This is a genomic window from Methanocorpusculum labreanum Z (assembly GCF_000015765.1).
In the GTDB taxonomy this organism is placed as follows: domain Archaea; phylum Halobacteriota; class Methanomicrobia; order Methanomicrobiales; family Methanocorpusculaceae; genus Methanocorpusculum; species Methanocorpusculum labreanum.
In genome coordinates, this window is sequence record NC_008942.1 from 145,663 (window position 1) to 172,547 (window position 26,885).

Here is a 26,885-nt window from a genome sequence, read left to right on the forward strand (position 1 = left end):
CATTACTATTACGATTATACATCTATGTCCAATGACAGACTCCTCCAGAACGTGGTCAGTATCCTCCTGATGACAGGATACAATGTCTCGGAACGCTGCGAAATTCGCCCGAGAAGTTTCGACCTGATGACATCGAAAGGAGAGAATCTGCTGGTTATCAAAGTCGTTTCACAAATAGATAGTGTAAACGAAGATATTGCCTGGGACCTGGATAAGATCGCCAGGCACCTCCACGCGGTCCCCCTTATCATCGGGGAGCGCGCGCGTGATGTAGCTTTGGAACGCGGAGCGATCTACCTTAGATACGGGATCAATGCAGTCTCGTCTGCGACCCTGTATGATTATCTTGCAGAGGGTGAACTCCCTCTCGTGTATGCTTCACCCGGGGGTCTGTATGTCAATATCGACGCTGAAAGACTTCGGACCCTGCGTGAAGAACAGGCGATGTCCCTTGGCGATCTTGCCCATGCCCTTGGCGTTTCCAGACGGACAATCAGCAAATACGAAGGGGGGATGGGTACGACGCTCGAGATGGCGATGAGGCTTGAGGAATTTTTCAACGACGATATCGTAATGCCGATCGATCTGCTGCATTACACCCCTGCTGAAGAGGAACATGTTCCGGCATCACTTGCCTCCGGACACAATCCAGAGTCTGATGCCCAGCCGAAACGGCCTGAAGATCATCTCAGATCGATCGGCATCAATGTGCAGGAACTGAGACGGGCACCGTTCCACGCCTTTGCGATGTTTGAAAACAAAACCATCCTTACCTGCTACGGTTCCCCGCAGAAAACCGTGCAGCGTGCGGAACTTGTCGGAAATATCTCCCAGATCACCGGGACCCACTCATTGTGCGTGGTCTCCGACTACCGCAAGGAAAAGAAGATCGGCAAAACGCTGGTGATCGGCGAGGAACGTCTCAAGAACGTGGAGGATGGAGAAGATCTTCTTGAGATGGTCACTGAGGAGAAATAATACGATTTTTCGAATCGCCGTGTTAAAATAATACAATTTCCTCCATCTGTCACGCGCCGTAACACTTATTATGGAATAAGTGTTATTGTAATACACAGGTGAAACACTACGCACATACCTGATTTTCTGTTTGGCTATAGCGGACTTGGCGTCCCTATTGGTATCGTATTCTGGATAATTGCTCTTGTTTTTATTGTTCTTGCAATTAACTGGGCAAGGAAAAATCTTGACGAGTCAAAGATCCCGATCCTTGCAGTCATTGCTGCAGGCATTTTTGCCCTTCAGGCGTTCAATCTTCCGACCGGATTCGGGGTTTCCGGACATCTGGTCGGCGGTGCTCTTGCCGCCATCATTCTCGGTTCTCCATTTGCAGCCGTCTTTGTTCTGACGATCGTTCTGATTATCCAGGCCCTCATCTTCGGTGACGGCGGTGTTCTGGCGCTTGGCGCAAACATCATCAACATGGGTGTTATCGCCGGTTTCGTCGGATTTTACTCATACAAAGGAATCAAATCCGTTCTCCCGAACGTCCCGGTTGCAGTCCCTGCAGGTATAGCAGCATGGCTTGCGTGTGTTATCGCAGCATGTTGTGCAGCCGTTGAGATCGCCATTCTCGGTGCCGTTCCAATCTCTGTTGGTCTTCCAACAATGTTTATCTACCACGCACTTATCGGTATCATCGAAGGTATCATAACTGCAATCGTGGTTACCCTGATATTCTCCGTGCGCCCTGAACTTACCGGAGATACAACGAAAAAGGCTGTCCCGATCAAGAGTGTTCTGGTCGTAGGTCTTGTTATAGCACTTATTATCGGAGGCTGTGCGGTTCTGTTCGCATCAAGCGACCCGGATGGACTCGACAGTACTCTGCTTGTAAGCGGAGGCGTGAAGGAAGTCTTTGCTCCGGCAACGGGCGATGAGATTGTTGAGGCTGAAGATCCGATCGGCTGGGAAGCACCTATGCCCGACTATGCGCTTGGAGATAGTATTGCCGGCGGAATCATAGCGTTGATTATAGGAATATTTGCAGCTCTTGTTGTGATCCTTATCGCGGCAAAAATCGTCTACGCTTCCTCCACTGCGGGGAAGAGTAGTTAACTTCTCTTTTTTTCGTTCAACGTATGTACAACTTCCTGATTTATTCAGATTATGTAAGAACTCTAATATAGAGAAACGAACAAATACTTCAGCATGGTCGGAGAGTCAGATCTTTCACGTATTGGTATATCGCTTCCAGAAAATCTTTTGAATAAATTTGATGATATCATCGGGAAGCGCGGATACTCTTCAAGATCGGAGGGAATCCGTGATGCAATCCGTTCTTATATCACGTATTATGAATGGATGAATGACGTCTCCGGCGAGCGTCAGGGCGTCATAACCATGGTATATGATCACGATCACCGTGGACTTATGGAAGCGATCACGGAGATCCAGCACTCGAACAGGCAGATCGTTCAGTCGACGATCCACTCGCACGTCAGCGATGAACGGTGTCTCGAGGTCATTTTAGTCCGTGGACAGGGCGAACAGCTCAAACAGCTCGCTGAACGGCTGATGTCTTTGAAAGGTGTCGAGTCGGTCAAACTGACGACGATCAAAGTCGACTGATCCAATTTATAATAAAATACGAAAATCCATCACTTTTTCTGCTTTGACGAAGTTGCATCAATCAAGGTATTGAGCACGTTCTCTAAAAACATGATTCCGCCCTCTATTCCTGCAATCGGTCGTGCCGCTATGGAGACCCGGCTTCTGTCAGGCGGCGTTATCCCGAGGAATGCAGCGTTTGGATAACCATTTGCTTCGAACGTTGATCCAAGGATAAGATCCGGCCGGCAGCCGGCAATATGCCCTGCAATCTTCGTCAGATCGGTTTCAGAGGGAATGCTTACCGCATCATGGTTTCGTGCAAGCATCACCGGAACGTCCGCCCCGAAGTAGCGCTCCATCATCGATTTTGCAAACAGTGCGTAACTTTCCTGAGCACATACGGCAACGACCGGTGGTTCATATTTTCGCAGATATTTGTCGCTTGAGTAGAACAGCTGCTCGTCGGCAAGATTCCACTCTTCGAGGAGCGGGTCGATATCGGCGTTGGGAAATATATCTGCGAGTTTTGCACAGGTATCTTTCAGGTCGGGGAACAAAAACGAGCCGAGCATCGTTCCAACGCCGGATGGATACGACGGGTTTACCGAGACGGTATGCAAAGCAGCTCCTTTTCGCAGATTTTCATAGCTGTCTTTGGCAAGACACAGAGCGGTCGGGATCCCCATCTCTGTGAGAATCCGTTTTGCTTCGTGCAGATTTCCCCGCCAGAATAGATCCAGAAGGGAAACCCCGTCGATGTTCACGCCTTCCCTTGATGCATCCGTTTCGATTCCCAGCCGTTCAAAGGCGATCTTTGCTCCATCTTCGACACTCCCGATGAATCCGGGCGCATCGACAAAAATTGTCTCCTCTTCGGAAAATGCCCCCGAAAGATCTTCGCCGGTGAGTGCCGGGATACAGGTGTTTAAAACGGCGATCGGTCGCTTCGACGTTGAAAGAGTGTTCACGACCTCTTTCAGGCGCTCGACCGTACCGAACACGATCTCTGACTCCAGAAGATACGTGCTGAACAAAGGAACCTTCAGCAGCGACCGGGGATAATAATAACAGCCGGATGAACCGTGGATCAGCACGTTCAGTCCGGAGAAGCCGGCAAGCACTGAACAGGCCCCGGTCATCGCGCACGGCCAGACCGGATTTACGCACAGTCCTTCATCCATGCAGGATCGTCCTCCTCCAAAGATGGAGCATCTTCACGGTCCCGGACACACCGACCGGCAGATAGAACGGAAGCCTGACCTTGATTCCGGTCGGCGATTCGATCATCCCCAGTCTTTCGAGCGCTTCTTTTGCTACGGCGAGTGTTCCTTCGAACGGTTCGACACCGAGGCAGACATCGCGGCCGGCAAGATCCGCAAATTTCGCGAGCACTTTCTTCTGGTGCTCGGTCTCTTTCGAGATCGCCTCATTGATTTTTTCTGAAGAAACTCCGGCGGCTTTTCCCGTCTCCTGCAGGAATGCGATTGATCCGGAAAGTCCCCGCGGAAACTCGGGAATCACCGGCCGGCCAAATCTCTTTCCAAGTTCGCGTCCGGCATGTGCCGATCGACCGTCGCGTAAAATAAAACAGGACGCCGTTCCAAGTTTTTGAAGTTCTGCAGCATCGGCATTTCTGCAGAATCTGACCGAAACGGTCAGGCCCAGAAGATCGAGCAGCCGGGCAACCTCGGCAAAATTCTCCTCGACCTCGGACTCCAGATTTTTTTCACCGATGATTGCGACTGTCCCCGGAATCGGATCCGCCGGTTTTGCCAGAGCCGAAAGGCCGATCAATGCAGCATTCTCGCCGTCCTTTGCACTTCCTCCGAGAAACCCGGACGTTGGGATATAGATGGTCCGGTCCGCACAGGCATGTTCCCGGCAGACGGCCAGACAGTCGTCCCCGATTGTTTCCGGGACACAGGAGGTCACAACGATGATCAGTTCCGGATCCTTTGCTGCTGCACGGTCGAGAGCCTGTCTGAGACAATCCTCTCCGCCGAAGATGACATCTTTGTCGGAAAGCCCCGAGACAAGAATCTCCGGAACGATTTTCGTCTCCGCTTCGTTCATCATCGCATGGAGCATGGAAAACGTCTGGTGGGCGCAGCCTTTGGGGGCATGCACTACCGTTACTGCTCCCGGGATAAAACAGGCGACGGAAAGGGCCCCCGTAAGAGTGCACCCGGCCATCCGTGATTCAGAGATAGTGTCTTGCAAGCTCTTCCAGTTCCTCTAATGCAAGCGGGGTCGGAATCCGAAGATCGGTGTTTTCCAGAATGGTTTTGGCACAGTCCCGGTAGACGGCCGCCTGTTCCGATGTTGGATCGTGTTCGATGACCGTCATACAGTTCACCTCCGCTGCTCTGACCGATTTGCTTCGTGGAATATAACAGACAAGGCGTGATCCGATCCTTTTTGCAAACTCCTCGACAAGTTCGCGTTCGTTATCCATATTCTTTGCATTGCAGATCACTCCACCAAGCCGGCATTTTGCCGTGCTTCGTTCGGATATTCTCGCGATCGCTTTGCAGATATTGTTTGCAGCATAGAGACTCATCAGCTCTCCGCTTGTTACAAGATACACTTCCTGCGCATAGCCGTCACGCATCGGCATCGCAAACCCTCCGCAGACAACGTCCCCGAGAACATCGTATACGACAACGTCTCCGTAGAGAGCATCCATCTTTTCCAGAAGCTGGAATGTTGCGATGATTCCTCTGCCTGCACACCCGATCCCGGGCTCCGGCCCTCCAGCCTCGACACAGCGGATGTTTCCAAATCCCTGATAGATGATGTCCTCGCTTTTGATCTCTTTATGATCATACATCTGCTCAAGAACGGTCGGGATCCAGCGTCCGTGCATGAGCATCCGTGTGCTGTCGTGTTTCGGGTCACACCCGATCTGCATGACATCCAGGTCCATCTCCGAAAATGCCGCCGAAAGATTTGCCGATGTAGTGGATTTTCCAATACCTCCCTTTCCATAGAGGGCGATCTGTCTCATTCCCTTATAGATTGATCTGCAGGATACATATAATTTGAGTTAAATCCATGTTGTCTGGTGAACGGTCCAGTCGATACGTCTCTTTGATGAAAAAAAGAAGAAAGACTGACTGAGATTTATCTCAATCAAAAAAGGTTTTATTTTCGGTATGAACAGGTAAACTATTGCGATATCGCGAGTTATGTTGAAATCATCATAACGTTCATGTGGATTCAGGTTTTTTTCCCGAGATCAGGTAGTATGTACTCTTTGGCGCGATCTTCATATACCAGCTGAAATATTTTCTCTGTTCATCGGTAATCGCATCCAAATTGACGACGGTAATGTTGGTAAATCCGGCATTTTCAAAGTATTCTTTCGCCTTTTCTTCCGAAGTTCCTCCTTTGTTCGGGAGATAAGACGACACCTCTTCACTGTAACGGCTCTTTCCTCCATGCGGATGTGCCTCGACTAAAGATGCAATTTTGTGGGATATCTTCTTTTTTACGGTATTCAGTCTGGAACCGTCATCCCAGACTCCGTCGATCACCAGTAAAGTTCCATTCGGTTTGAGAACGCGGAACCAGCTTGAAATGGCTTTGTCGGGATTTGGCAGCGTCCAGAGCAGATGACGATTCACAACCACGTCGAATTTCCCGTCATCGAACGGAGGATGCTCTGCATCACCCGATGAAAAGTTCATCGCAAGGTGCATGTCGGCCGCTTTTTTTCTGCCGACATCCATCATTCCTTCCGATAAATCAATTCCTTCAACTGTATGTCCCATCTCAGCAAAAATCAGGCCCATGGCTCCAGTTCCGCATCCTACGTCAAGAACCTGAAGCTGCGTATCGTTTTTGACTCTGGTGGAAAAAGCTTCCATCCACAACTTTTTCTCTTCGTCAGATTTCATTCCGTGAGATACATGGGAATCATAGAAATTTGACTCCTGGTTCCATGCATTTGCAATTTCCTGTTTAATTTTTTCATCATTCATAGTAATACCAGTAATAATTAGATAAGAACGAAATGGTTTTTTGAAACTTCAGTCATCCTGCCGCTGCCGTCAAACCGTGAAGTATCATAATCAATAATGGTCTTATTTCTCTCATATACCGGATCGGGAACCGGTGCCGCTGATATAAGAGAACGCGTATACTCATGTATAGGATTTTCAAACAGTTCCTTTGTAGCTGCCAGTTCCACGATCTTTCCTTTCAGCATAACTGCAATCCTGTCTGAAAGAAACCTGATGATGGAGAGGTCGTGTGCAATAAAAATAATTGAAAATCCCCGCTCCTTTTGCAAATTCTGAAGCAGCGTGACAATCTGAGCCTGAATCGAAATATCAAGAGATGCGATTGGTTCGTCGGCAATGATGAGATCGGGTTTCATAGCAATACTTCGTGCAATAGCTACCCGTTGTCTCTGTCCGCCGGAGATCTCTCCCGGATACCGCTTTTTAAACGGTTCCGATAATCCGACAAGCCGCAGATGTTCGTCAACTACAGCAGCAATCTCCTCTTTCGTCTTGAGAATATTGTTTACAACTAATGGTTCTGCAATAATCTTTTCAACAGTCATATGGGGATTGAGAGCAGCTGTTGAATCCTGGAAAATGATCTGGATATTTTTCTGTATGTCCGCCTTGTTCTGGTTGAAGATTTTTTTATCGGAAATCTGCTTTCCTTTAAAATAAATCTCTCCGTCCGTTAATGTATTCACACCCATGATCGTCCGTCCGACTGTCGATTTGCCGGAACCAGTTTCGCCCACAATGCCGAAGACTTCTCCTCTTCTGATCGAAAAGGAAATGTCATCCACGGCGTTGATCGTGAGTTTCTTGTTTATGTGGAAATACTGCTTCAGATTCTTCACGTCAAGAAGAACGTCATCGCTCATTCTGCCTGTGCCTCCCCGACCTTCAGAGAGACCGGCGGATCGATTTTGGGTGCATGTTCGTCAAGCAGCCAGGTCGCAGCAAAATGCGTGGGTGAAATCTCAAACATAGGCGGCATTTTTTCGAAATCAATTTTCATTGCGTATTTGCTTCTGTAGGCAAACATATCACCTTTTGGCGGATTCAGCATGATCGGGGGTATTCCCGGGATACATTTCAGGGGTTCGCCCTCTTTTGCAAGCGTTGGGTGCGACTGCATAAGGCACCATGTATAGGGGTGTCTTGGATCGTAGAAAACCTCATCAACATTTCCAATTTCAACGATTTTGCCTGCATACATGATCGCGACACGGTCTGCAATCCGTGCGACAACCCCCAGATCGTGAGAGATAAACACGATCGACAATCCGAGTTTGTCACGAAGGTCTAAGAGCAGATCGATGATTTTTGCCTGGACGGTCACATCGAGAGCAGTTGTTGGTTCATCGGCAAAGAGAATCATCGGCTCTAATGCAAGAGCAATAGCAAGAACACATCTCTGACGCATGCCTCCGGAAAAGAAATAGGGCTGCAGGGAATATCTCTGCTCGGGATTATCGATTCCAATAAGCTCAAGCATCTCTATCGCACGCTTTTTTGCTTCTTCTTTGCTGATTTTTTTGTGTTTGAGAAGAGCTTCGGTGATCTGTTTTCCAATAGGCATTGTAGGGTTCAAGGTGGTCAGCGGATCCTGGAAAACCATCGAGATGAGATTGCCTCTGATATTTTTCATGTCTTTTTCTTTAAAATCGGTGATATCAATCCCGTCTACGAGTATTTTCCCGGATTTGATGTGACCGTTTTTTGGAAGAAGTTTCAAAATGCTTTGACAGAGCACAGATTTTCCGCAGCCGGATTCGCCGATTACCGCCAGAATTTCCCCACGTTTCAGAGAGAAACTTACTCCTCTCACAGCCTGAATTTCTCCGTCCTGGGTATCAAAACCGACTGATAAATCCTCGATGTCTAAAATAGAGTCCATTTATAGCTCCCCATGCTTCATGGAAAATAAAAAAATTATTTGGAGAGTGTCCAATTTTCAATGTTCCACATAACTCCAACTGCGTGGTGACCAAGCAGTTTGTCGGTGTTGAGCCCGGAAAGACCGTCGATACCTACATAGTTTCCTTCGAGATATGCCGTGAGCAGCACACCTGGAGTTTCCGCAAATACCTGTTCGAACTCACCGTACAGCTGTTTGCGCACGCTTGGGTTGGCTTCATGTCTTGCCTGGGTTAAAATCTCATCAACTTCAGCGTTTGAATACTTCATGGTATTTGAACTTCCGTTGGTTGTGAACTGAGCATACATCATATCCGGATCATACTCGGTGGCGTAACCTGCAAGGAATCCGTTGTACCCTGAGTTCCAGTCGAATTTGGTGACGAGTACAACTTCCATGTCGACACCTGCCGTTTCAAGCATCTGTGACATTAAGTTTGCAATATCGACCCTTTCCTCTTCATAGTCCCTGGTCTGGATGGTGAAGTGGAATTTCTGACCGTTTCTTTCGTAAATGCCATCAGAGCCCTTTACCCATCCGAGTTTTTCCATTTCTTCGGCAAATTTCGTAAGGTTGTATGAGTAAATGTCGGCTGCCGTGTCTCCTCCGTAGGAATTGAGCTGCATAGGACTGAAAGCTACAATTCCTCTGCCGTCAAGAACACTATTAACGATAGCGTCTTTGTCGATCGCATAGTTAAGAACACCTACGGAGTCGCCATTTTTCTTCCAGAAGTCAGTTCTGAAATCCATCGCAGCTCCGCGATAGTCGGCGGTCTGGAAATCATAGTTCGTGTAGCCGCTTTTGCCTCTGAACTGTTTGGCGTAGTTTGAATTGAGCCAGGCAAGATCGGCTTCACCGGTCATCAGCATGGTCGCTTTCGTGCTTTCAACGCCAACTGTTTTGTAGATAACACGTTCGATGTTCGGGACGTTTCCGTAGTAATCTGTGTTTCTCTCAAGAATGATCATACCGCCGGCAGTGTCCCAGTCGGAAAGCTTGTATTTGCCGGTTCCAATCGGGTTCTGATTGAACGAATCTGTGGCAATGTCTTTTCCTTCCAGGAGATGTTTTGGAAGAATGCCCAGTGCAAAGTAATCAAGCATAGCTGCATTGTACTTGTCCATCGTGATTACGACCGTGTAGTCGTCAGGTGCAGTTACCGTTGCAATATCCTCGTAATCGCTTCTAACGCTTGACGACACAGCAGCGTCCGTCAGCATTGTGTTGTAGGTAAATACCACATCATCTGCCGTAAAAGGTTCACCATCGTGCCATGTAACACCTTTTTTAAGTTTGAAGGTGTAGGTCATGTTTTTATCATCGTAGGTGTAACTTTCAGCCAAATCAACGATCGGCTGATTGTTTGCATCGTAGGTCATCAGTCCGGAGAAGACGACGTTTGTCAGTTCACCATGCGTGTCGAAAATCGGATTGATACTGTCAACTCCTTCACCTGCATAGACAAGTGTGTTGCTCATATCTGTGGCGGTGTCAACACAGCCTGCTGTCATACAAACGAGAATGAGCGCACATACAGCCATACCAAAGAATACTTTTTTACTTTTCATTCTAAACGAGTTCCTTTTGTTTTTACGCGTTTTACATCAGTTCCCTATGGGTGGCCGGCATGTCCGGCGATACGATTTTTCAAAACGTATGCCATAAGTCATATTTTTATTTTATTTGTTATTACATAAATGTGTTTAATTATATTAAATAACACACAATGAAAAATATGTGTTACAGCCTGTTCGGTTTTTTGTTCATGTCTTTTCTGAAACAGTTTGCGATAGTTGTTATGCATGAGAGCGTGACGATCAGGAATATTCCGGGAATCACGATGACCCACCATGTATTGAGCAGAAGTGCACGGTTTGAAAGCGACAGTATGCTTCCCCACGATAAAACATCGAGCGGAAGACCCAGTCCTAAGAAACTTAAGGTAGATTCGGTCGTGATACACGTACTAATGCCGGATACAACGACGAACATGATTGCAGGAATAATATTAGGGATGAGATGCTTCACAACAAGCCTTTCGAACCTGGCACCGTAGCATTTCGCAGCTATCACATATTCGTTGGTTCGGATCTGACGCACTTCACTTCTAACAATTCTCGCGAGAGCAAACCACGAAGTTACGGCTATCACAAAGGATATCGATATCGGATTCTGCTGACCCAGTATCGTTATGATGAGAATGGTCAGAAGGATCTGCGGGATAATATGAAAAATTTCAACAACACGCTGAAGGAGCGTATCGATCCTCGTGTTCGCCATTCCGTTGATACATCCGTAGGTTATGCCAATCAGTGTGACAATGGCTGCACCCAGAAATCCTACCGTCAATGACGTTCGTCCGCCGTACCAGATGATTGAAAACAGATCGCGGCCGAGAGAATCCGTTCCGAAATAGAAATCACTGTTCGGCGGTTCGTTGAGACTGTCGAGATAATACGTGGATGGATTATGATTGGCAATCAGGGGGGCGAAGATACAGCCAAAAAGGATCGCTGAAAATACTATTATTGAAATCCATGGGAGTTTTCTCAGTTTTTTGGATACAGATTCTTTTTTTATTTCAGGTTCCCATGTCTGGTATTCTGCTCCAACGATTTCAAATGCGGAAGGATCTATTTCTCCCATATTGTACCTCCTGCGTCTTTCATACGGGGATCTATGACTTCGTTGATCATATATGCACACATACTTGTTATGATCACCATTGATCCCGTGATGAGAACAAGAAGCATGAGGAGATTATAGTCGTGATATTTTGCAGCGCTTATTGCCATGTTTCCTATTCCCGGGTAGTTAAATACCGCTTCTGCGATCACGGTCCCGCCTAATACATGCGGAATCGAGATCGCCATGAGATTCACAATTGTCGGTGCGATGTTTCTGAGAGAATGTTTCCAGAGGATCTCGGATTTCGTCAAACCTTTGATTTTTGCAAGCAGGACGTAGTCTTTTCTGTTTTCATCCAGCAGCTTGTTGCGTATCATGTATGCATAATACCAGATATGGGAGAATATCATCACGGTGAGCGGTAGTATCATGTGCCAGATTCTGTTTGCGATGTTACCCGCCTGACCATAATCGTATGCTCCGCTGCTTGGGAACCAGTTGAGGTTGACACTGAATATGAGGATGAGGATGAGACCCAGCCAGAAGGCAGGTATAAAATAGCTCATTGTCCCGATTTTGCAGATTAGTTTGTCAAGCAGGGTATCTTCGTGTTTTGCACAGATGACGGCGAGTACAATTGCGAGGGCAAAAACGAGAATGTATGCAGTGAGTCCGAGTATAATGGTGTTGCTGATAAGGGGTGCAATGACGTCCATCGCCGGCATTTTATACTGGAGCGACAGACCGAAGTCCCCTCCAAGGGCGAGGAGCAGCCATTTGATATACTGATAATATATGGGCCCGTCCAGACCCAATCTTACGCGTGCTGCATCCATTTCTTCGATGCTCATGGTATCCAGCGCATCGCCGTAAAATGCCTGCAAAGGGTCTCCCGGAGCCAAACGTGCCATGACAAAGACGATTATGGAAAGTACAAACATCGTTATTATGAATATAATGATGTTTTTTCCAATTTTTTTCAGATATGGGTAATCAGACAAGTTCACATTTACACTCCGACAATATAATTTAATAAATTGTATTACTTAATTTATTTTTATGAATTATAAATATTACATATTTTAAAAAATGTAATACTTACATGTGATTTCATTAAATACAGTTGTGTGGATGATTGTAAGGCTCTAAAAAAGGATCATGTATGTCTGCAGGAACAATCGTGTACTTCCAGTGACGATAATAGCTAAATGGTGAAATATTTTCGAAGTTTCAGACCTGCTGTCAATATTTTCAGTCTCTTCTATCCGATTTCTTCTGCGTATCGAATCCCCGAAGGATACCCCAGATCAGAATAAGCACCGGAATAATTTCCAGTCTCGCGATCCACATAATAAAGAACATCACGACCTTTGCATAATCAGGCATCATCGGGCCAACGACTCCTGTCGAGCTCCCGTTGTTTCCAATGCAGCTGCAGAGATCATAGATCGTATGTGCAAGATTCTCCGAGAAATATGGGTCGTGCAGGAACACGATCAGCGTTCCAAGCATAAGCAGAACAAACAGCAGGATCATCAGCAGGGATTTTGCGATCAGCGTTTCCCCTTCTTTTCCGTAGATCGGTTTGCCGTCATGGCGCATCGGGACCACGGCCTTTGGACTCTGCAGGGTTTTTCTAAACCACCAGCCCAAAGCTTCGAGCATAACCTGCAGACGATTCAGTTTTATACCTCCAGATGTACTTCCCTGGGCTCCTTCGATCATAAGGAATATTGAAAGGAATATGATCGGTGCGAGCCCCCATCCGGCAAAGGTCGTGTTCTGGAATCCGGTGGAACTCACAACCGAACCGGCCATAAAGAGACTTTCCCGCAGAGTTTCCATAAGGGGCATCCCGGCAGTGAAAAGTTCGACGATCAAAACGGCGGCAACGAAAAGGTACACGCCGACCATCAGATGCAGGATTCTGTCGTGCAGGATCTCCCGAAACGACCTGCTGACATATACCACGTAATAGAGCCGAAACGGCAGCGCTCCGGCAAGCATGATCGGAATCAAAACCATCTCGAGCGCAAAATTGTTGAAATGCGTAATTCCCGCTGCGTAAATCGTCATTCCTCCGGTCGCGATCGCGCAGAACGCGACGTTGACGGCGTCCCAGAGACTAAGACCCGTCAAAAGGATTGCGATAATTGCGATCAGCGTCAAAATCAGATAGATCTTCCACATCTGAAAAGCCGTTGCGATAACGCTTGGCATGAACGACTCCGACCCTCCTTCGGACCGGTAGAGATTCTGGGTGACAAGTCCTGAGCGGCTTGCCACCGTCAGTGTGAATGCCACGATCCCAAGGCCGCCGATCCACTGCATCAGAGATCTCCAAAGAAGAATCGTTTTTGGCCAGCTCTCGATGTTCGTTGCAATGGAAAATCCAGTGCCCGTCCACGCCGACATGGATTCGAATGCAGCGTCGATCAGCGGCATACCGGCAAAAATAAAGGGAAAACAGCCGAGAAACCCAACCAATGCCCAGATCACTGCCGTCGCCGAGATCGAGAGGCTGGCCCTTGGGGGTTTCGTATTTTTCGGCAGCAAATGTAAGAGGCCGCCAAGTCCGAGCATTGCAAACGTGGAACTTGCCATCCACGGCAGAGCATACCATTCCTGAAAGAAACAGCCGACGATGATCGGAACAAGGGTGGCGGTGCCTATGAGCAGAAGCACTGACCCGATATCACGACCGATCGCCGGAAGTTCCCTGAGATACCCCATTTGTAGTACAATTAGGTGTTTGATAATAATAGTAGTTGCCTGAATTCAGTCTTCAGGAAAAAATGAATGGTAAGACCGGTTATACTTTTTTGACCCAGAGTCCGTGCTGGTTACAGTATTCCCCGGCTTTCTCTGCCTTTGCAGTGGTCTTTACGATCATCTCGGGTTTTTCGCCCGGAACAAGGAACTTCTCGTGAACGATCCCGTCATCGGTTCTGAGAGCGACCCAGGTGATGTAGTGTTCATCGAGCATTGGGTGGGGAGCTGAACCGACCGCTACTTTGTATCCTCCGGCGACCTCTTCAATAACCGGAACATGTTTTTCGAGCGAGGCGTCGGTACTGTTTTCTTCAAGCAGATTCATCGGCTGGCCACAGCAGACGAGCTGGCCTTTTCCTTTTCCGATGACCCTGACAGTGTTCCCGCAGATAGCACATTTGTAGATTTCTTTAGCCTGTGTCATAGTAGAATCTTAGGTCAGACGTGAATAAAAACGTACGTATCGGGGAATAAAAAAAGAGAATCAGAGCGTTTTATGACGCTCTTCGATCGAATCCGCCAGTTTGTGCAGATCCGCGATTGCAGGTTCATCGGGAAGGCCCTTGATATAAACCGGCTCGAGTACTTCGGCTCCAAGAGGTGAAAGCATCTCGGCGAGATAGTTGACGGCATTGGTTCCCCAGCCGTACGAACCGATCACGCCAAGGTATTTCGCTTTCGGCCGAAGTGCCCTGACCAGATACGCAGCGTTTACTGCGACCGGGTGAGGACCGAAAAGAACGGTCGGTGTTGCAAGAATGATAGTTGCTGCATCGACGATCGAACTGCCGAGAACGCCCGAATCCGTTTCCAGGAGATTATACTGCTGAACGGGAATTCCCCGCTGAACGAGATCATCAACAAGGAAATTCACCATCATTTCGGTACTTCCGTGCATGGAAACATATGCGACAACGACGATGTTTTTCGGGGTGTCGGATGCCCATTCGCGGTACAGATCCATGATCTTTGCGGGAAGCTTCAGAACAGGACCGTGACTTGGACCGATGATTTTCGGCGCGATCTCGTCAACAAGCGTCAGATACTCGCGAACCGATGCTCTAAATGGCATCATGATCGCTGCATAGTAACGTTTTGCTGATTCCAGATAATCGGGAAGATCATTGTCCTGAAAAAGCGTCGGGGATGCATAATGCGTTCCAAGGAAATCCGAGGTAAAGAGAACTTTGTCCTCGACGACCTCTGCAAACATCGTGTCGGGCCAGTGGACCCAGGGAGTGAGATAGAACTTCAGCGTCTTGTCGCCGAGAGAAAGCGTCTCTCTGTCCCCAATCACGATGAACCGCTCTTCGAGTTCTTCCAGATGGTGCATTGCCATCAGAAGTCCTTTGCAGACCTCGTTCGTGACGACCTTTGCCATCGGATATACTTCGAGAAGCAGCGGAAGCATACCGGAATGATCCTGTTCTGCGTGCAGACAGACGATATAATCCAGGGAATGCTGGTCCACCCGCATAAGATTGGTGATGAACTCAGCTTCTTCGTGGGGTTCACCGGTATCGACGAGGGCGGTCTTTTCGCTGCCTTTTACGAGGTAAGCGTTGTAACTGCTCCCTCTCGGTGTCGGCATGATCGCATCAAAGTACCGGAGGTCCCAGTTGATCGTACCGACCGCATAGATGTTTTCAACAATCTCGCGGGCTGCCATAAACGGTTACACCTTTTTGAACTGCGATTTGCTTGCGCCGCAGACAGGGCACTTCCACGTGTCCGGAAGTGATTCAAAAGCGGTTCCTGGCGGGTACATGATCCCTGCACCTTTTTCAGGGTCGTAGACGTATCCACAGACCGAGCAACGGTATTTATCCATTTTTAATCAATCCTGCCTTAGTTTCTAAGGTATTACAATAATTCGAGCCTCAAGGTTATAAGTGCTTTCTATAGGATAATTTAGCCGTAATATTAACATCTGTAAAAGCCAATTAACAACTACAGTATGGCGAGTGTAAGTCTTCGAAGATATGGTCAGATCGCTGATGTGCTAGTCAAATACGGGTTTGGATACTTCATCAACGAACTGTTTCCAGGTTTTATCAATACGAAAAAAACAGCTGTTGAGGAGTACAGCGGATACTCGACGTATGCCAGGATCCGTATGGCTCTCGAAGAGCTCGGTCCTACATTCGTAAAGTTCGGCCAGCTTATGAGCACGCGAACGGAATTGTTCCCTGCCGAAATGATCGACGAGCTGTGCAAACTGCAGGACAGAGTGGGTGTGGTCCCGTTCGATGAAGTCATCCCGACACTGGACGAATACATCCCCGACTGGCGTGACGTGTTTACCTCCGTCGACCCGAAACCGCTTGCCGCCGCTTCCATTTCTCAGGTCTACCGTGCCGTTATGCAGGACGGGACGGTTCTTGCGCTCAAGATCCAGCGGCCAAGAATCACCGCAAGGATCGAACAGGATGTCGTTCTGCTTCGATCCATCGCCCAGCTGCTCGAAGACAAACGCCCGGAACTCCGCATGTATAATCCGGTCTCTCTTGTCGACGACTTCACCACGCAGATCAGAAAGGAACTCGACTTCACCCGCGACGGGATGAATGCCGAACGCCTTGCCCGGAACATGAGGCTCTCCGGCATCCCCGGCATCAAAGTCCCGAAGATCTACTGGGACTACTCGGGAAAAGAGCTGCTGGCAATGGAGTTCGTCGCCGGCTGCAGAAGCGACGATGTCGATGCGATCCTTGCGATGGGCATGGATCCAAAAGAGCTGTCGAGCCGTGGTCTCAAAGCATTCATGGTCCAGATCTTCCAAAACGGGTTCTATCACGGAGATCCGCACGCCGGAAACCTTCGGATCTCGCCGTCCGGCGATCTTGTCTTCCTCGACTTCGGTGTATGCGGAGTTGTGATGAAGGATATGCGAAACAAATTCATCTCGCTTATCCTTGCTCTTCTCTCGGCTGATACCGACATGACTATTCGGTACATCAAAAATCTGGGTGTCCAGATCCCTCAGACCGGGATCGACGAGTTCCGGGGCGAACTGTATCTCGCTCTTCAGGATTACAAAGAGATGGGTGCCCAGGTCAACTTCTCCGGACTCCTTGGATCCATCCAGGACCTTTTCCAGAAAAACAACATCCGTGTCCCGCCGAACATCATGCAGCTGTTAAAGGCCCTGATGCTTGTATCCAACGTTGCTTTCACCCTCGATCCGGATCTCGAGTTCACCAAAGAAGTCGAGCCGTTCCTAAAACAGATCGTCGCTGATGAGATGAAGGATCCGGCCAACCTGCAGAAAAAAATGCTGGATGCCAAAATGAGGTTCGAAGACCTTGCCAGGGTCCCCAAACAGCTCGGCTCGGTTCTCGAGATGGCCTCGGAAGGCAAACTCAAAGTCGACATCTCCGCAAAAGAGGTCACCCATCTCAGCGACACGATCGAAGGTGCCGTCGACAAACTCGTGATCGGTCTGATCCTTTCCGCGATCGTGATCGGTCTGTCTCTTGTGATGATGAGTCAGACCTTCACCTCGGAATTCTTACCGGTCATTGCCTACATCGCTGCCGTTTTAGTTATCATCGTGATCTTCTACAAGATGCGAAGCAGAAACAAAAAACACGGCGATTAACCTTTTTTTACCTCTATTCCGTGACAACAAGTATATCAAAGAGAAGGAATGATAATTATAGTTATTCACTGCCCCTTTGGGAGTTGACCAATAATGACACATAGCACGTTAAAAGAAAAACTGCAGGCGATCGGTATCAGGCATGTTCTAAGCTACCTGGACTCGGACCCTGACAAAAATATCCCCAAGCTCCTTAAGTGGGTCGAGCTTCTGGATAAAAACAACACGCTGGAGGGTCCTCTTCCGACCGTAAAACGCGTGCTCTCCGACAAAGACGGGGTTTGGTACAAATTCATCACGGATCTCTACACCGACATCGATCCAAGCGTCCGCAAAAAGATTTTCGAGAACTTCATCGTCAATGCCGTTGTTCTCGGCAGAGACAAGAAGATCAAGCTGAGAGACGAGGAAGGATGCAACATCCCCTGGGCCATTCTGATGGATCCAACGAGTGCCTGCAATCTGAAATGCATCGGCTGCTGGGCGGCAGAGTACGGCAACCGGATGAACCTGTCCCTTGAAGAATGGGACTCGATCATCGAGCAGGGAAAAGCTCTCGGAACCTACTTTTATCTCTACTCCGGCGGCGAACCGCTGGTTCGAAAGAAAGACATCATCAAGATGTGCGAAAAGCACAGCGACTGTATTTTCCTGTCCTTTACGAACGGTACCTTGATCGACGAGGCATTTGCTGACGAAATGCTAAGAGTCGGGAACTTTATTCCGGCGATCAGTATCGAAGGCGATGAAGCGGCGACCGACTCCCGGCGTGGAGCCGGCGTGTATCAGAAAGTCATCCGGGCTATGGAGATTCTCAAAGAGAGAAAACTTCCGTTCGGTATTTCCTGCTGCTACACGAGTGCAAACACCGACGTGATCGGCAGCGATGCCTACATTGACGACATGATCGCCCGCGGAGCGAAGTTTGCCTGGTTCTTTACGTACATGCCGGTCGGCGTTGACGCCGTTCCCGAGCTTCTTGCAACTCCCGAGCAGAGAGAACATATGTATCGTCAGGTCAGGCATATCCGGGAAACCCGTCCGATCTTTGCCATGGACTTCTGGAACGACGGCGAGTATGTGAACGGCTGTGTTGCCGGCGGCAGATTCTATCTCCACATCAATGCAAACGGCGACATCGAGCCGTGTGCATTCATCCACTACTCGGACTCGAACATCCGGACCCACACCCTTCTCGAAGCATACAAGTCCCCGCTTTTTATGCAGTATCGGGTGAACCAGCCGTTCAATCAGAACCATCTCCGGCCCTGTCCTCTGCTGGATAACCCGGAGAGACTTGCTGCAATGGTGGATGCTTCCGGTGCAAAATCCACGGACATGGTCAACCCCGAAGACGTACACGATTTGATGTCAAAGACCGTTCCGGCGGCAGAGAAATGGGCACCGGTCGCCGATGAGCTCTGGGTGGAGAACCGTGCCGAGAAGGCTGCAAAGGCTGCCTGCCCCGGCGGCTGCGGCTGCGGATGTCAGGCCCCGGAACACAAATAATCCAATCTTTTTTCACAATTTATGACGTGTCATATGATTCACTATGAATACCCGATATGATCACGTTTCTTGCAGGCATTTGTATCCTTGTCTTCGGATATTTCTTCTGGAGTAAGTTCGCGGAAAAAATATTCGGACCGACGACCGGAAAACGCCTGCACTGCATAATCCGGATGCAGTTGCACGTGTCCCTCTCTCCAAAAGACGCAATCTCCTGATCCAGCTGCTGAACATTGCCGGACTGGGCGTTTCCACAGATACCGTATGGCTGGATCCCTTCACTGACGATCAAATAATTAAAAATAAATAAATCTTGCCCCTATAAAAATAGCATTTCATCATAAATGACTATGTAGAAGGTCTCTAGATGGCTGAAAATAAAGAAAAACACATGCAAAACACAAAAATTTTCGTATCGATCATCATAGGATTGGTGCTTGCCGCCTTCCTTCTGGCGTATGATGCAGGACTCTATACCCTCGGAGAAGGTACATCCCAATATGCCGTCCTCATTCTGCTGCTTGCCCGGATGATGATCGCCTCGGTCATTCTCTATCTGTTTACGATCACCGGAGCCTTTAAACGTCTGGTTTCCGGAGAAGCACGACTCAGCGATCTTGTCTTGACCGCAGTCCTGACTCTGGCCATTTCCCTGTACGGTAATTACGGCGGTGTTGAAGTGAACGGGGTTCTGGTAAACTTCCGTGACGTCGGAGCTATCCTCGCGGGTCTTCTCGGAGGGCCGATCGTCGGGACAATCGTCGGTCTTGTCAGCGGATATCTGCGGTTTCTGCAGGGCGGGGTCGTTGCTGTGCCCTGTATGCTTGGGACGATCATGGCAGGTCTTCTCTCCGGTATTGCGATTCGATTCTGGAAAGGAAAACTGACCGTCGTCCGTGCAATTATCATTTCACTGATCGTTGAACTTCTGCACGTGATCGTCATATTCCCGATCTACGTCTTAAGTATGGGAACGATGACTCCGGATCAGGTCATGGCAACTATCGTATTCTGTGTCCCGGTAATGTGTGTGGTCACTCCTCTTGGTGTGGCGGTTTTTGCGTATTTTGTGCGCAAATACGCGTGCGTCGGCAGAACCGGAATCGAAAAGTTAAGCTGGAACAAACTTATCCGCAAGTGATTCGACGGGAAAACACATCATTCCCGTATCTTTTTTTTATCCCGAACTCCTTCTCAAAGACCCGTGGCTTCCAGCACGGTCCGGTACAGATAGGCCCGGTTATACGGTTCCGTGATTATGAGATTATAGATGTCCACATACCCGTTCTGCAGTTCGATCGTACCGCTGTAATCGGTGTAGGCACTGCTGTATGTTGAATAGTAGGATGTATACTCGGCGTAGAGTGTCTGATACTCATCGTAATAGGCATTATACTCGTCCAAAGCCTCATTTGCCAATTCCATATATCCCGCATATTCCGCTTCCAGCGCTTCCCATTCCAACGAATACTCCGTGTAGCTTATTTTATTTGCATTGAGATCGCTGTTCAGCTTTTTCTGCTCTTTAGTGATCGCATTTGCCAGATCGATATACGAGTTGTACGAGGATACTGCAGTGTTCATCAATGATTCGAGAGAGGTCAGTCGGGTTTCATACCCGGTGAGCGTGTCTCCCATCGATTCGAGGTTTCCGGTTTTTGTGTCTGTTTCACTTGCGAGCTGGTCGATTTTGGCATCTGCCGTGTCTTTATAGGCGAGGATCGCCTCGACCTGATAACCGGAGGTGTAGGTTGTATCTCCCGTCCCGACACTGACGATGACGGGCGTGCTGTTAAGCGAGGCCCCGTCTTCGAAGGTGAAGGATCGGTCCGTTACATAACTGTAGTCGGTGGTTTCGATGACCGAGTAGCCTTCGGCGTTTGGATAAGCGGTCGAGTCGTTTGTTCTGATCCCGACCGTTGCGTGGCTCTCTTCTTCGAAGATGAGGAGTACGGCATTATATCCGGAACGCGTGAGGAGCCCCGCGAGAAGCGTGCTTTTGTCGTCGCAGTCGCCGAATTCTCCGATAACGGTCTCGATCGGATAGCGGAAGTCACTTTCCGAACTGTAATTGATGCTCTGGACGAAGGTTGCAAGCAGTTCGATGTATTCGTCGTCCGTGAGATCCCATGATTGTCTGACGGTTTCGGTCTGATCGAGGATCTGGGTGTACATCTCTTCCTGCAGGGGATCGTTGGTGAGATCTGCATAGAATGAGAGATCGCCGGCTTTGGTGTAGGGAAGGTATTTGGATTCTGTGTTCTGTGCTCCGTAATAGACGGATGCCGGCACGGAGACGGAGAGGTTCACTATGCCGTCTTTGAAGGGGAAGGTGTATTCTGCGGTGAGGTTTCCGGTATAGGTGTCGTCGGGGGTTATGTGGGGGTTTGTGCTGAGGAAAAAGAAATAGTATCCCGTACAGGAGATGAGTATGATGATTACTGCAAGGAGTAAGGGGATGATGATTTTTTTCATGGGAATATAATGATAGGTTTTGTTTTTCTGTATTATATCCTCTCTGGGAGCATGGCAGATAATTTTCATGCGGTTTCCATTCGAAATCAGGCCTCCAAAGTGGACCAAGTTTTTCTCCTCTGGTGGCTAATATTTATGAGACAAATATCGGGAGCAGTTTTGCAATAGCACACTGCTTGTCTAACCCCAATGATGAATACCCCCCTCCCTGAAAACGAAGCACTGCTTCAGCAGATCCTCTCCTCATGCGAAGCATCCCGCCTGCTTGAAACAAAACAGTTTATGCAGCACGGAGACACGAATGTTTACGATCACTGTGTCGCTGTGGCACGAGTCAGCTGTCTGCTTGCAGATAAGATGGGTCTTTCAGTGGATCGCGAATCTCTTATCCGGGGTGCCCTGCTTCACGATTATTTCTTTTACGACTGGCATGTCCCCGATCCCGTGCACCGCCTGCATGGGTTTACCCATCCAAAGCGTGCTTTGCAGAATGCAATGGATGATTTTACCCTGACCACGGTCGAGCAGGATATGATCCTCCGTCATATGTTTCCTTTGACCCCGACCCCTCCAAAATTCCGGGAGGGCTGGGTCTTGTGTCTTGCGGATAAGGTCTGTTCGACGCTGGAAACAGCAAAGTTTACGCAAAATTCGTTGGTACGGGGATATTATACGGGCGAGGAGGGGCTACAGTGATTTGGGGTAAAGACCCCGTCTTGTTGAAAACCGGACTCACTCTCTATAAACGCAGCAGACGTGCGATACAAAATAGGTATATGGGCGGGAAACTTCCGTCCGTCCGGAGTCGCCCTCCCACACCCCAAAAAACAACCAAAAAAATCCATGTATCCTTATGGGAGCAAACCAAAGACTTGGTATTAATCTTCAAGAGGTTTCGATTTGTGCAATTTTCCAAACGAGATAATATTGTGGAAGAACGTTATCTCCCTACATCAGCGGATAGCTTGCTTTAACCACTCTCCCATCCGCCTCCAGATTCCCGTTTATTTTCATCTTCGGGACATTCTCCACCGGCTCTTTGAAAACCATCTCTGCTCTAAGCATCCCGATCGGTTCGAACTTCATTTCCAGCCTCTCCGGCTCTCCGGCATCCGCCAGATTCTGCAGATGATTTGAAATCGACAACATCTGCATACGTTCAAGCGTCCACTGACGTCCGCATTCCATCAGGAACCTCTGCAGATTCGCATCCTTCGAAAAATCGAACGACCGGTGCTTTTTGATACCGATTCTGAGTAGAAGACCGAGAATCAAAACCGCCATCGACCCGGACGTCAGCGGCGATGCAAAGAACAGTGCCAACGTCTTCGGGAGGTCAGCATACAGATACGGACACACAGCCGACGAGACCCCGATCAAAATCGGCAGGATCACCACGAACTTTCGCCGGGGATCAAGCATCCGTGACGAAATACTCTGGATGCCGGTCACCATCACAAACGTCACCGCATACAAAAGGGTCGCTCCAAGGATCGGCTTAGGGAGAATATGAAAAACCCAGCCGATCGCCGGCAAAAATCCGCACAGGATCAGAAAGATCCCAAGACCCAACCCAACCCGCTTTGCTGCGATCCCGGTCCCGACAACGAGCCCCGTCGCTCCCGAAGACGATCCGATCCCGATCCCGCCCAACGCTCCGGCGATCGCGACCCCCGCACCCTCCGACATCAGCCCGTTTTTCAGCGTATTCTTCTCGCCCTCTTTGGTGTAGGCGTTCAGGAGCGAAATGTTTCCGACCGACTTCAGCATCACGCAGATCATCGCGATCGCAAACGGGATCAGCAGCGCGAATTCGAACGAATACGAGACGATCCCGATTGGGTTCGGGATCCAGAACACCGAAAGGCTCGTGATTTGGAGCAGGGTCTCGAGTTTGAACACGCCCAGAAACACGGATGCCGCCATCCCGATCACGATACCGATCAGGATAGCATAGAACTTGAAGAACCGTTTCGGGATCACACTCAAAAGGATCGTGGAGGTCAGCGTAATGATGCCCACGACCGTTGATGCCGGGTCCAGGGGTCCTGAGTCCGTGCTTCCGAAAAACAGCGGAAATGCGAACGGAACGATAGCGATCCCCAGAAGGAACAGCACAACACCCGTCACTTCGTTTGGGAACACGATCCGGAAAAACGTCGTGAACCGGCTGATCACCATCTCGAACAGTCCTGAGATGATCAGCATTCCATACAGAAGGGGCAGTCCTCCGGCCGTTGCAGCAAGAAGGGAAGCCGGCAGATACGAAGAGTTTGGGACCATCGGCAGAAGATATCCTGCCCCCGTCTTCGAAAAAGACTGCAGGATCGTCGCGATACCCGAGCCGATCAGGGTCGCACTGATCAGAAACATTGTCAGATCCGTCGAGCCGCCGATCGCATTGCTGATGATCACCGGATATGTCATATACACGGCTAAAACAAAGAAATGCTGGAGGATTGTCAGAACCGTCGTTCCAAGCGGTACGTTGTCTTTGACATTGTAGATCGGTTCATCCCCCTCGGCCATTGTGAACATTTGTTGGTTGTACTTTTATGTTAAAGCTTATCGTAGGAATAGGATTATCACACTTTCAGACATACAAAATAGCTATCCTATGTATGAGAAGGAGGAATTTATCACCAGGATCGAGAACCAGATCCGGGTCGAAGAGGAGTATGCACAGATCCTCGAGGACGGCAGACACAGGCTTGTCCGCTCGAAGTATCTGACTCTGATCCCGCTCGCCGTACTTGTGGTCACGGCGGTTGTTTCTCTTCTGAGATCCCTGAATCCAGGCCAGATCCTGATGATTTGGATCGAAGGAAGCTTCTATCTCTACATGTTCTACTTCTTTTTGATGATGATCCCCTCCGTTGGTTCGGACGCGAAGATCAACATCTTCGATAAAAAATTCCAGATCTATCTTAAAGAGTTTCTCAGACTCGCCAATATTCTCCGCACCGTGCGGAAAAACCGGCTGACACTGGTCGAATTTTTCTGGAACGCCTTTCTCATCAATACCAAACCTCTCGTGAAAGGCTTCACTATTCTGTATCTGATCGATCTGCTCTGTGCGGTCGTGATGAAATTCTTCGGCATGATCGACTGGATGATGTTCTTTCTGCTTGTTGTGCAGATCGGCGTGATCTTGATCTTTTATTCAAGGATCACCGCAGCAAAACCCGGCATGCCCGGCTTTTTCGTGGGAAAACCTCTTTCCGAAAATGACGTCTTCACCCCCGAAGGTCTCAAAGCCTGGCTGTATGTCGGGATATTCTGTCTGTTTACCTGTCTGATCATTGTCGGGGCGATGTTTTTCCCGGGGATGACGCTCGGTCAGTTCCTGAGCGACATCTCGCTTGTCCCGGGCGAGTATCCGCTCCTTCTCGCGCTGATCCTCATTACCCAGGGTCTGATCCTTCGCTATTTCCAGGGCGTCGAGAGCAGAAAACTGATGAATACCCTAAACGAGCATCATCTTTCGGTCTTACGCGAGGATCTTCTGCCAAGAGTCAGTGTCTCAGAGCCTGGAGACCTGCCGAAACTGAAACGTGAGTTCCTGCTTTTCATCATGAACAAGCTTTTGGTGCAGGAGTTCTTCTACCGGTTCCCGGCGTATGTCCTTATGCCCAATCTTTTGCTGGCTCTCGATCCGGTCGCTCAGGAGATCCTGACAGAGACGGGCGAGGAAAAGCATCTCAAAGATATGCTGTAAAAAAAGAAAAGATGAGAGAAGATTATCTCATTCTAAATTCTGAGCCTGATCCTGAACCTGAACCTGCGTAGAGTGCAGCGCTCTCGGTAAGCGAGGCCGTGAGGATATACGAGACGACAGTCATTGCTATCATCAGAATGATCGGGATGAGGATGCAGGTGAAGACCTTTTTCGGCGGGAGTTCGGTGATGGATGCGATACCAAAAATCCAGACCGGGATTGACCAGAAGAGGACCGCTCCCTGAACGGCAAGACTCACAAGGGGGTCAACCGTTCCAACGAGTCCGACAAGTCCGCTTAAGAGAGCCCCGATCGCGAGGATCGCCGAAGCGTAGCCGGTCACTGCAAGCATCTGCTTGAAGGTGCATTTCGCATAACCGAGGAGTTTTACGCCGGCAAGAAACAGTCCGGCGACAACTGCCCATGAGAGGAAGACGCCGATCACTCCTCCGATCACGGTAATGACCGCTGTCATGACATCTCCGGGGATGATGAAGGCGATTGATATCAGGGAATAGAGAAGCGTGATCAGCGCCGGGATCAGAAGACCTTTGGGAGCCTTTTCGAAGAACTGCTTTTGATCGAAAAGCAGGTATTTAACTGCATTTTTCATATCCATAGATGTCGGATAATATTTCTATTCAGTCACTATTAAGCTTCGCCAGCGACCTTGTCAGGAGTGCGATCGTTTTTGCATCGACGATCTCTCCACGGTCGATCATGGCAAAAACTTCGGCTTTGGGCACTTTCACGACATCGATGATCTCATCCTCGTCTCTTGCGCAGTCTTCGCATGGAGCAAGTCCCCGTGCTTCGAAGAGCCACAGTTTTTCCGTGCAGAATCCGGGCGTCGAGTAGACGTATCCTTTCGGGACGAACTCCTTTGCCGAGAGACGTGCTTCCTCTGCGAGTTCCCTTTTTGCGCATTCGAGCGGGGTCTCGCTTCCGTTGTCCATACCTCCTGCCGGGACCTCGAGGATGTACTCGTTGATCACCGCACGGTACTGTTTGATCAGGTATACATGGGTCTCGTCGGTTGGGAGGATACAGACCGCCGGAACCGGCTGGACAAAGAGGTAGTTTCTGTCTTTACCGTTTGGGAGATGGACGTGCCGGGTTTCGATGGTGAGTCTTGGCGTGTCGTAGATCTTTGTCGTGGTGTTTTCCGGTTTGTTTGCCGGTTTTGATGACCCGAGAGATTTAAGCAGCGGCTGGATCTGTTCTTTGCTCACGTAATTCGCCTCCGGGATCTTCATTTTCTTCATCATCAGTTTGTTGCCGAGCCCGATCTTTTTGTAATCGAGTGCTCCGCGGAAATGGAACGCAGGCACGGCGTCCTTCATCGTCCAGGTGAAGTTTTTGGTAAGGAGATCATCGTACTTTTTCTCATCAGCAGGATCGGTCAGCCCGACGGTGAAGACGATGAGTTTCTTATCCTTGAGCTGTTCGTAGTTGTCCGCGATCAGCGCGATGCCGGCGATACATCCAACGTAAACGCCAGCTCCGTACACGATCGTGTCGTAGGGGAGAAGATCGTCCAGTTTGAGGTGATCCGCATTTTTCAGGTCTGCACCCAGCTCTTCTGCGATCCATTTTGCATACTGTTCCGTGGAGCCGTATTTTGATTTATAAATGACTACTGTACTCAAGTTTATCCCTTCTGTTATTTTGAATTGGTCG

The 26,885-nt window shown here is 49.0% G+C and carries 26 protein-coding genes; 9 read left to right on the plus strand and 17 right to left on the minus strand.

The window, feature by feature from the left end; genetic code table 11:
- The first annotated feature begins 24 nt into the window (after positions 1–24).
- From MLAB_RS00840 to nikR, 3 genes are all read left to right on the plus strand, one after another.
- Positions 25–978 (plus strand): transcriptional regulator, encoded by a 954-nt coding sequence (locus MLAB_RS00840; protein WP_011832538.1) that lies wholly within the window; start codon positions 25–27, stop codon positions 976–978.
- A 162-nt stretch (positions 979–1,140) separates the two neighbouring features.
- Positions 1,141–2,076 (plus strand): cobalt transporter CbiM, encoded by a 936-nt coding sequence (gene cbiM / locus MLAB_RS10020; protein ID WP_342606845.1) that lies wholly within the window; start codon positions 1,141–1,143, stop codon positions 2,074–2,076.
- Between the two features lie 93 nt (positions 2,077–2,169).
- Positions 2,170–2,589 (plus strand): nickel-responsive transcriptional regulator NikR, encoded by a 420-nt coding sequence (gene nikR / locus MLAB_RS00850; RefSeq protein ID WP_011832539.1) that lies wholly within the window; start codon positions 2,170–2,172, stop codon positions 2,587–2,589.
- Between the two features lie 29 nt (positions 2,590–2,618).
- Here nikR and MLAB_RS00855 read toward each other — a convergent pair whose 3' ends face one another.
- The 13 genes from MLAB_RS00855 to MLAB_RS00915 form a co-directional block, all read right to left on the minus strand.
- The gene (locus MLAB_RS00855) at positions 2,619–3,752 is read right to left on the minus strand and encodes a nitrogenase component 1 (protein ID WP_011832540.1); all 1,134 of its coding nucleotides are present in this window, start codon (positions 3,750–3,752) and stop codon (positions 2,619–2,621) included.
- The gene (locus tag MLAB_RS00860; protein WP_011832541.1) at positions 3,745–4,764 is read right to left on the minus strand and encodes a nitrogenase component 1; all 1,020 of its coding nucleotides are present in this window, start codon (positions 4,762–4,764) and stop codon (positions 3,745–3,747) included. The genes MLAB_RS00855 and MLAB_RS00860 overlap by 8 nt, the downstream gene beginning before the upstream one ends.
- A 7-nt stretch (positions 4,765–4,771) precedes the next feature.
- Positions 4,772–5,578: a Ni-sirohydrochlorin a,c-diamide reductive cyclase ATP-dependent reductase subunit gene (cfbC, locus tag MLAB_RS00865; RefSeq protein WP_011832542.1), complete on the minus strand. Its 807-nt coding sequence runs from the start codon at positions 5,576–5,578 to the stop codon at positions 4,772–4,774.
- Positions 5,579–5,780: 202 nt separating this feature from the next.
- Positions 5,781–6,470, minus strand: a complete 690-nt coding sequence (locus MLAB_RS00870) for a class I SAM-dependent methyltransferase (RefSeq protein ID WP_245525970.1) — start codon at positions 6,468–6,470, stop codon at positions 5,781–5,783.
- Between the two features lie 101 nt (positions 6,471–6,571).
- Positions 6,572–7,459: an ATP-binding cassette domain-containing protein gene (locus tag MLAB_RS00875; RefSeq protein WP_011832544.1), complete on the minus strand. Its 888-nt coding sequence runs from the start codon at positions 7,457–7,459 to the stop codon at positions 6,572–6,574.
- Entirely contained in the window at positions 7,456–8,478 is a 1,023-nt protein-coding gene (locus MLAB_RS00880; protein ID WP_011832545.1) for an ABC transporter ATP-binding protein, read from the minus strand. The genes MLAB_RS00875 and MLAB_RS00880 overlap by 4 nt, the downstream gene beginning before the upstream one ends.
- A 35-nt stretch (positions 8,479–8,513) precedes the next feature.
- Positions 8,514–10,070 (minus strand): ABC transporter substrate-binding protein, encoded by a 1,557-nt coding sequence (locus tag MLAB_RS00885; protein WP_011832546.1) that lies wholly within the window; start codon positions 10,068–10,070, stop codon positions 8,514–8,516.
- A gap of 172 nt (positions 10,071–10,242) precedes the next feature.
- Positions 10,243–11,148 carry an ABC transporter permease gene (locus MLAB_RS00890; RefSeq protein ID WP_011832547.1) on the minus strand — a complete coding sequence of 302 codons (906 nt, stop codon included), beginning with the start codon at positions 11,146–11,148 and terminating at the stop codon, positions 10,243–10,245.
- Positions 11,136–12,137 (minus strand): ABC transporter permease, encoded by a 1,002-nt coding sequence (locus tag MLAB_RS00895; protein WP_011832548.1) that lies wholly within the window; start codon positions 12,135–12,137, stop codon positions 11,136–11,138. Before MLAB_RS00895 ends, MLAB_RS00890 begins: the two co-directional genes overlap by 13 nt.
- A gap of 244 nt (positions 12,138–12,381) precedes the next feature.
- Positions 12,382–13,863: a TrkH family potassium uptake protein gene (locus MLAB_RS00900; RefSeq protein ID WP_011832549.1), complete on the minus strand. Its 1,482-nt coding sequence runs from the start codon at positions 13,861–13,863 to the stop codon at positions 12,382–12,384.
- Positions 13,864–13,942: 79 nt separating this feature from the next.
- Positions 13,943–14,326, minus strand: coding sequence for a desulfoferrodoxin (locus MLAB_RS00905; RefSeq protein ID WP_011832550.1), 384 nt, complete (start codon positions 14,324–14,326; stop codon positions 13,943–13,945).
- 60 nt (positions 14,327–14,386) lie between these two features.
- Entirely contained in the window at positions 14,387–15,571 is a 1,185-nt protein-coding gene (locus tag MLAB_RS00910) for an FprA family A-type flavoprotein (RefSeq protein ID WP_011832551.1), read from the minus strand.
- A 6-nt stretch (positions 15,572–15,577) separates the two neighbouring features.
- On the minus strand, positions 15,578–15,733 hold the full coding sequence (locus MLAB_RS00915) for a rubredoxin (RefSeq protein ID WP_011832552.1): 156 nt from the start codon (positions 15,731–15,733) through the stop codon (positions 15,578–15,580).
- Positions 15,734–15,859: 126 nt separating this feature from the next.
- Between MLAB_RS00915 and MLAB_RS00920 the strand changes: the two genes are divergently transcribed.
- The 4 genes from MLAB_RS00920 to MLAB_RS00930 all read left to right on the plus strand — a co-directional run bounded on the left by MLAB_RS00920 (position 15,860) and on the right by MLAB_RS00930 (position 20,153).
- The gene (locus tag MLAB_RS00920) at positions 15,860–17,503 is read left to right on the plus strand and encodes an ABC1 kinase family protein (RefSeq protein WP_011832553.1); all 1,644 of its coding nucleotides are present in this window, start codon (positions 15,860–15,862) and stop codon (positions 17,501–17,503) included.
- Between the two features lie 93 nt (positions 17,504–17,596).
- Positions 17,597–19,012 (plus strand): radical SAM protein, encoded by a 1,416-nt coding sequence (locus MLAB_RS00925; RefSeq protein WP_011832554.1) that lies wholly within the window; start codon positions 17,597–17,599, stop codon positions 19,010–19,012.
- 56 nt (positions 19,013–19,068) lie between these two features.
- On the plus strand, positions 19,069–19,230 hold the full coding sequence (locus tag MLAB_RS09790) for a hypothetical protein (RefSeq protein ID WP_187146125.1): 162 nt from the start codon (positions 19,069–19,071) through the stop codon (positions 19,228–19,230).
- Positions 19,231–19,379: 149 nt separating this feature from the next.
- Positions 19,380–20,153, plus strand: a complete 774-nt coding sequence (locus tag MLAB_RS00930) for a LytS/YhcK type 5TM receptor domain-containing protein (RefSeq protein WP_011832556.1) — start codon at positions 19,380–19,382, stop codon at positions 20,151–20,153.
- A 53-nt stretch (positions 20,154–20,206) separates the two neighbouring features.
- Here MLAB_RS00930 and MLAB_RS09330 read toward each other — a convergent pair whose 3' ends face one another.
- Positions 20,207–21,487, minus strand: coding sequence for a hypothetical protein (locus MLAB_RS09330; RefSeq protein ID WP_052288967.1), 1,281 nt, complete (start codon positions 21,485–21,487; stop codon positions 20,207–20,209).
- A 189-nt stretch (positions 21,488–21,676) separates the two neighbouring features.
- Here MLAB_RS09330 and MLAB_RS00940 point away from each other — a divergent pair, with 189 nt between their 5' ends.
- Positions 21,677–22,183: an HDIG domain-containing metalloprotein gene (locus MLAB_RS00940; protein WP_011832558.1), complete on the plus strand. Its 507-nt coding sequence runs from the start codon at positions 21,677–21,679 to the stop codon at positions 22,181–22,183.
- A 252-nt stretch (positions 22,184–22,435) separates the two neighbouring features.
- On the opposite strand, the gene MLAB_RS00945 is transcribed toward MLAB_RS00940, so the two are convergent.
- Entirely contained in the window at positions 22,436–24,016 is a 1,581-nt protein-coding gene (locus tag MLAB_RS00945) for a uracil-xanthine permease family protein (protein WP_048061941.1), read from the minus strand.
- 88 nt (positions 24,017–24,104) lie between these two features.
- Here MLAB_RS00945 and MLAB_RS00950 point away from each other — a divergent pair, with 88 nt between their 5' ends.
- Positions 24,105–25,205: a hypothetical protein gene (locus MLAB_RS00950; protein ID WP_011832560.1), complete on the plus strand. Its 1,101-nt coding sequence runs from the start codon at positions 24,105–24,107 to the stop codon at positions 25,203–25,205.
- Between the two features lie 22 nt (positions 25,206–25,227).
- Here MLAB_RS00950 and MLAB_RS00955 read toward each other — a convergent pair whose 3' ends face one another.
- Entirely contained in the window at positions 25,228–25,818 is a 591-nt protein-coding gene (locus tag MLAB_RS00955) for a Yip1 family protein (RefSeq protein ID WP_187146126.1), read from the minus strand.
- Between the two features lie 28 nt (positions 25,819–25,846).
- Positions 25,847–26,854 carry a flavodoxin domain-containing protein gene (locus tag MLAB_RS09335; protein ID WP_011832562.1) on the minus strand — a complete coding sequence of 336 codons (1,008 nt, stop codon included), beginning with the start codon at positions 26,852–26,854 and terminating at the stop codon, positions 25,847–25,849.
- Between the last annotated feature and the right edge of the window lie 31 nt (positions 26,855–26,885).

What these genes read in the sequence shown, in the direction of transcription:
- MLAB_RS00840 (WP_011832538.1), top strand. Translation starts at nt 25, where the DNA reads ATGTCCAATGACAGACTCCTCCAGAACGTGGTCAGTATCCTCCTGATG.
- nikR (WP_011832539.1), top strand. Translation starts at nt 2,170, where the DNA reads ATGGTCGGAGAGTCAGATCTTTCACGTATTGGTATATCGCTTCCAGAA.
- MLAB_RS00855 (WP_011832540.1), bottom strand. Translation starts at nt 3,752, where the DNA reads ATGGATGAAGGACTGTGCGTAAATCCGGTCTGGCCGTGCGCGATGACC.
- MLAB_RS00860 (WP_011832541.1), bottom strand. Translation starts at nt 4,764, where the DNA reads ATGGCCGGGTGCACTCTTACGGGGGCCCTTTCCGTCGCCTGTTTTATC.
- cfbC (WP_011832542.1), bottom strand. Translation starts at nt 5,578, where the DNA reads ATGAGACAGATCGCCCTCTATGGAAAGGGAGGTATTGGAAAATCCACT.
- MLAB_RS00870 (WP_245525970.1), bottom strand. Translation starts at nt 6,470, where the DNA reads ATGAAATCTGACGAAGAGAAAAAGTTGTGGATGGAAGCTTTTTCCACC.
- MLAB_RS00875 (WP_011832544.1), bottom strand. Translation starts at nt 7,459, where the DNA reads ATGAGCGATGACGTTCTTCTTGACGTGAAGAATCTGAAGCAGTATTTC.
- MLAB_RS00880 (WP_011832545.1), bottom strand. Translation starts at nt 8,478, where the DNA reads ATGGACTCTATTTTAGACATCGAGGATTTATCAGTCGGTTTTGATACC.
- MLAB_RS00885 (WP_011832546.1), bottom strand. Translation starts at nt 10,070, where the DNA reads ATGAAAAGTAAAAAAGTATTCTTTGGTATGGCTGTATGTGCGCTCATT.
- MLAB_RS00890 (WP_011832547.1), bottom strand. Translation starts at nt 11,148, where the DNA reads ATGGGAGAAATAGATCCTTCCGCATTTGAAATCGTTGGAGCAGAATAC.
- MLAB_RS00900 (WP_011832549.1), bottom strand. Translation starts at nt 13,863, where the DNA reads ATGGGGTATCTCAGGGAACTTCCGGCGATCGGTCGTGATATCGGGTCA.
- MLAB_RS00905 (WP_011832550.1), bottom strand. Translation starts at nt 14,326, where the DNA reads ATGACACAGGCTAAAGAAATCTACAAATGTGCTATCTGCGGGAACACT.
- MLAB_RS00910 (WP_011832551.1), bottom strand. Translation starts at nt 15,571, where the DNA reads ATGGCAGCCCGCGAGATTGTTGAAAACATCTATGCGGTCGGTACGATC.
- MLAB_RS00915 (WP_011832552.1), bottom strand. Translation starts at nt 15,733, where the DNA reads ATGGATAAATACCGTTGCTCGGTCTGTGGATACGTCTACGACCCTGAA.
- MLAB_RS00920 (WP_011832553.1), top strand. Translation starts at nt 15,860, where the DNA reads ATGGCGAGTGTAAGTCTTCGAAGATATGGTCAGATCGCTGATGTGCTA.
- MLAB_RS00925 (WP_011832554.1), top strand. Translation starts at nt 17,597, where the DNA reads ATGACACATAGCACGTTAAAAGAAAAACTGCAGGCGATCGGTATCAGG.
- MLAB_RS09790 (WP_187146125.1), top strand. Translation starts at nt 19,069, where the DNA reads ATGATCACGTTTCTTGCAGGCATTTGTATCCTTGTCTTCGGATATTTC.
- MLAB_RS00930 (WP_011832556.1), top strand. Translation starts at nt 19,380, where the DNA reads ATGGCTGAAAATAAAGAAAAACACATGCAAAACACAAAAATTTTCGTA.
- MLAB_RS09330 (WP_052288967.1), bottom strand. Translation starts at nt 21,487, where the DNA reads ATGAAAAAAATCATCATCCCCTTACTCCTTGCAGTAATCATCATACTC.
- MLAB_RS00940 (WP_011832558.1), top strand. Translation starts at nt 21,677, where the DNA reads ATGATGAATACCCCCCTCCCTGAAAACGAAGCACTGCTTCAGCAGATC.
- MLAB_RS00945 (WP_048061941.1), bottom strand. Translation starts at nt 24,016, where the DNA reads ATGGCCGAGGGGGATGAACCGATCTACAATGTCAAAGACAACGTACCG.
- MLAB_RS00950 (WP_011832560.1), top strand. Translation starts at nt 24,105, where the DNA reads ATGTATGAGAAGGAGGAATTTATCACCAGGATCGAGAACCAGATCCGG.
- MLAB_RS00955 (WP_187146126.1), bottom strand. Translation starts at nt 25,818, where the DNA reads ATGAAAAATGCAGTTAAATACCTGCTTTTCGATCAAAAGCAGTTCTTC.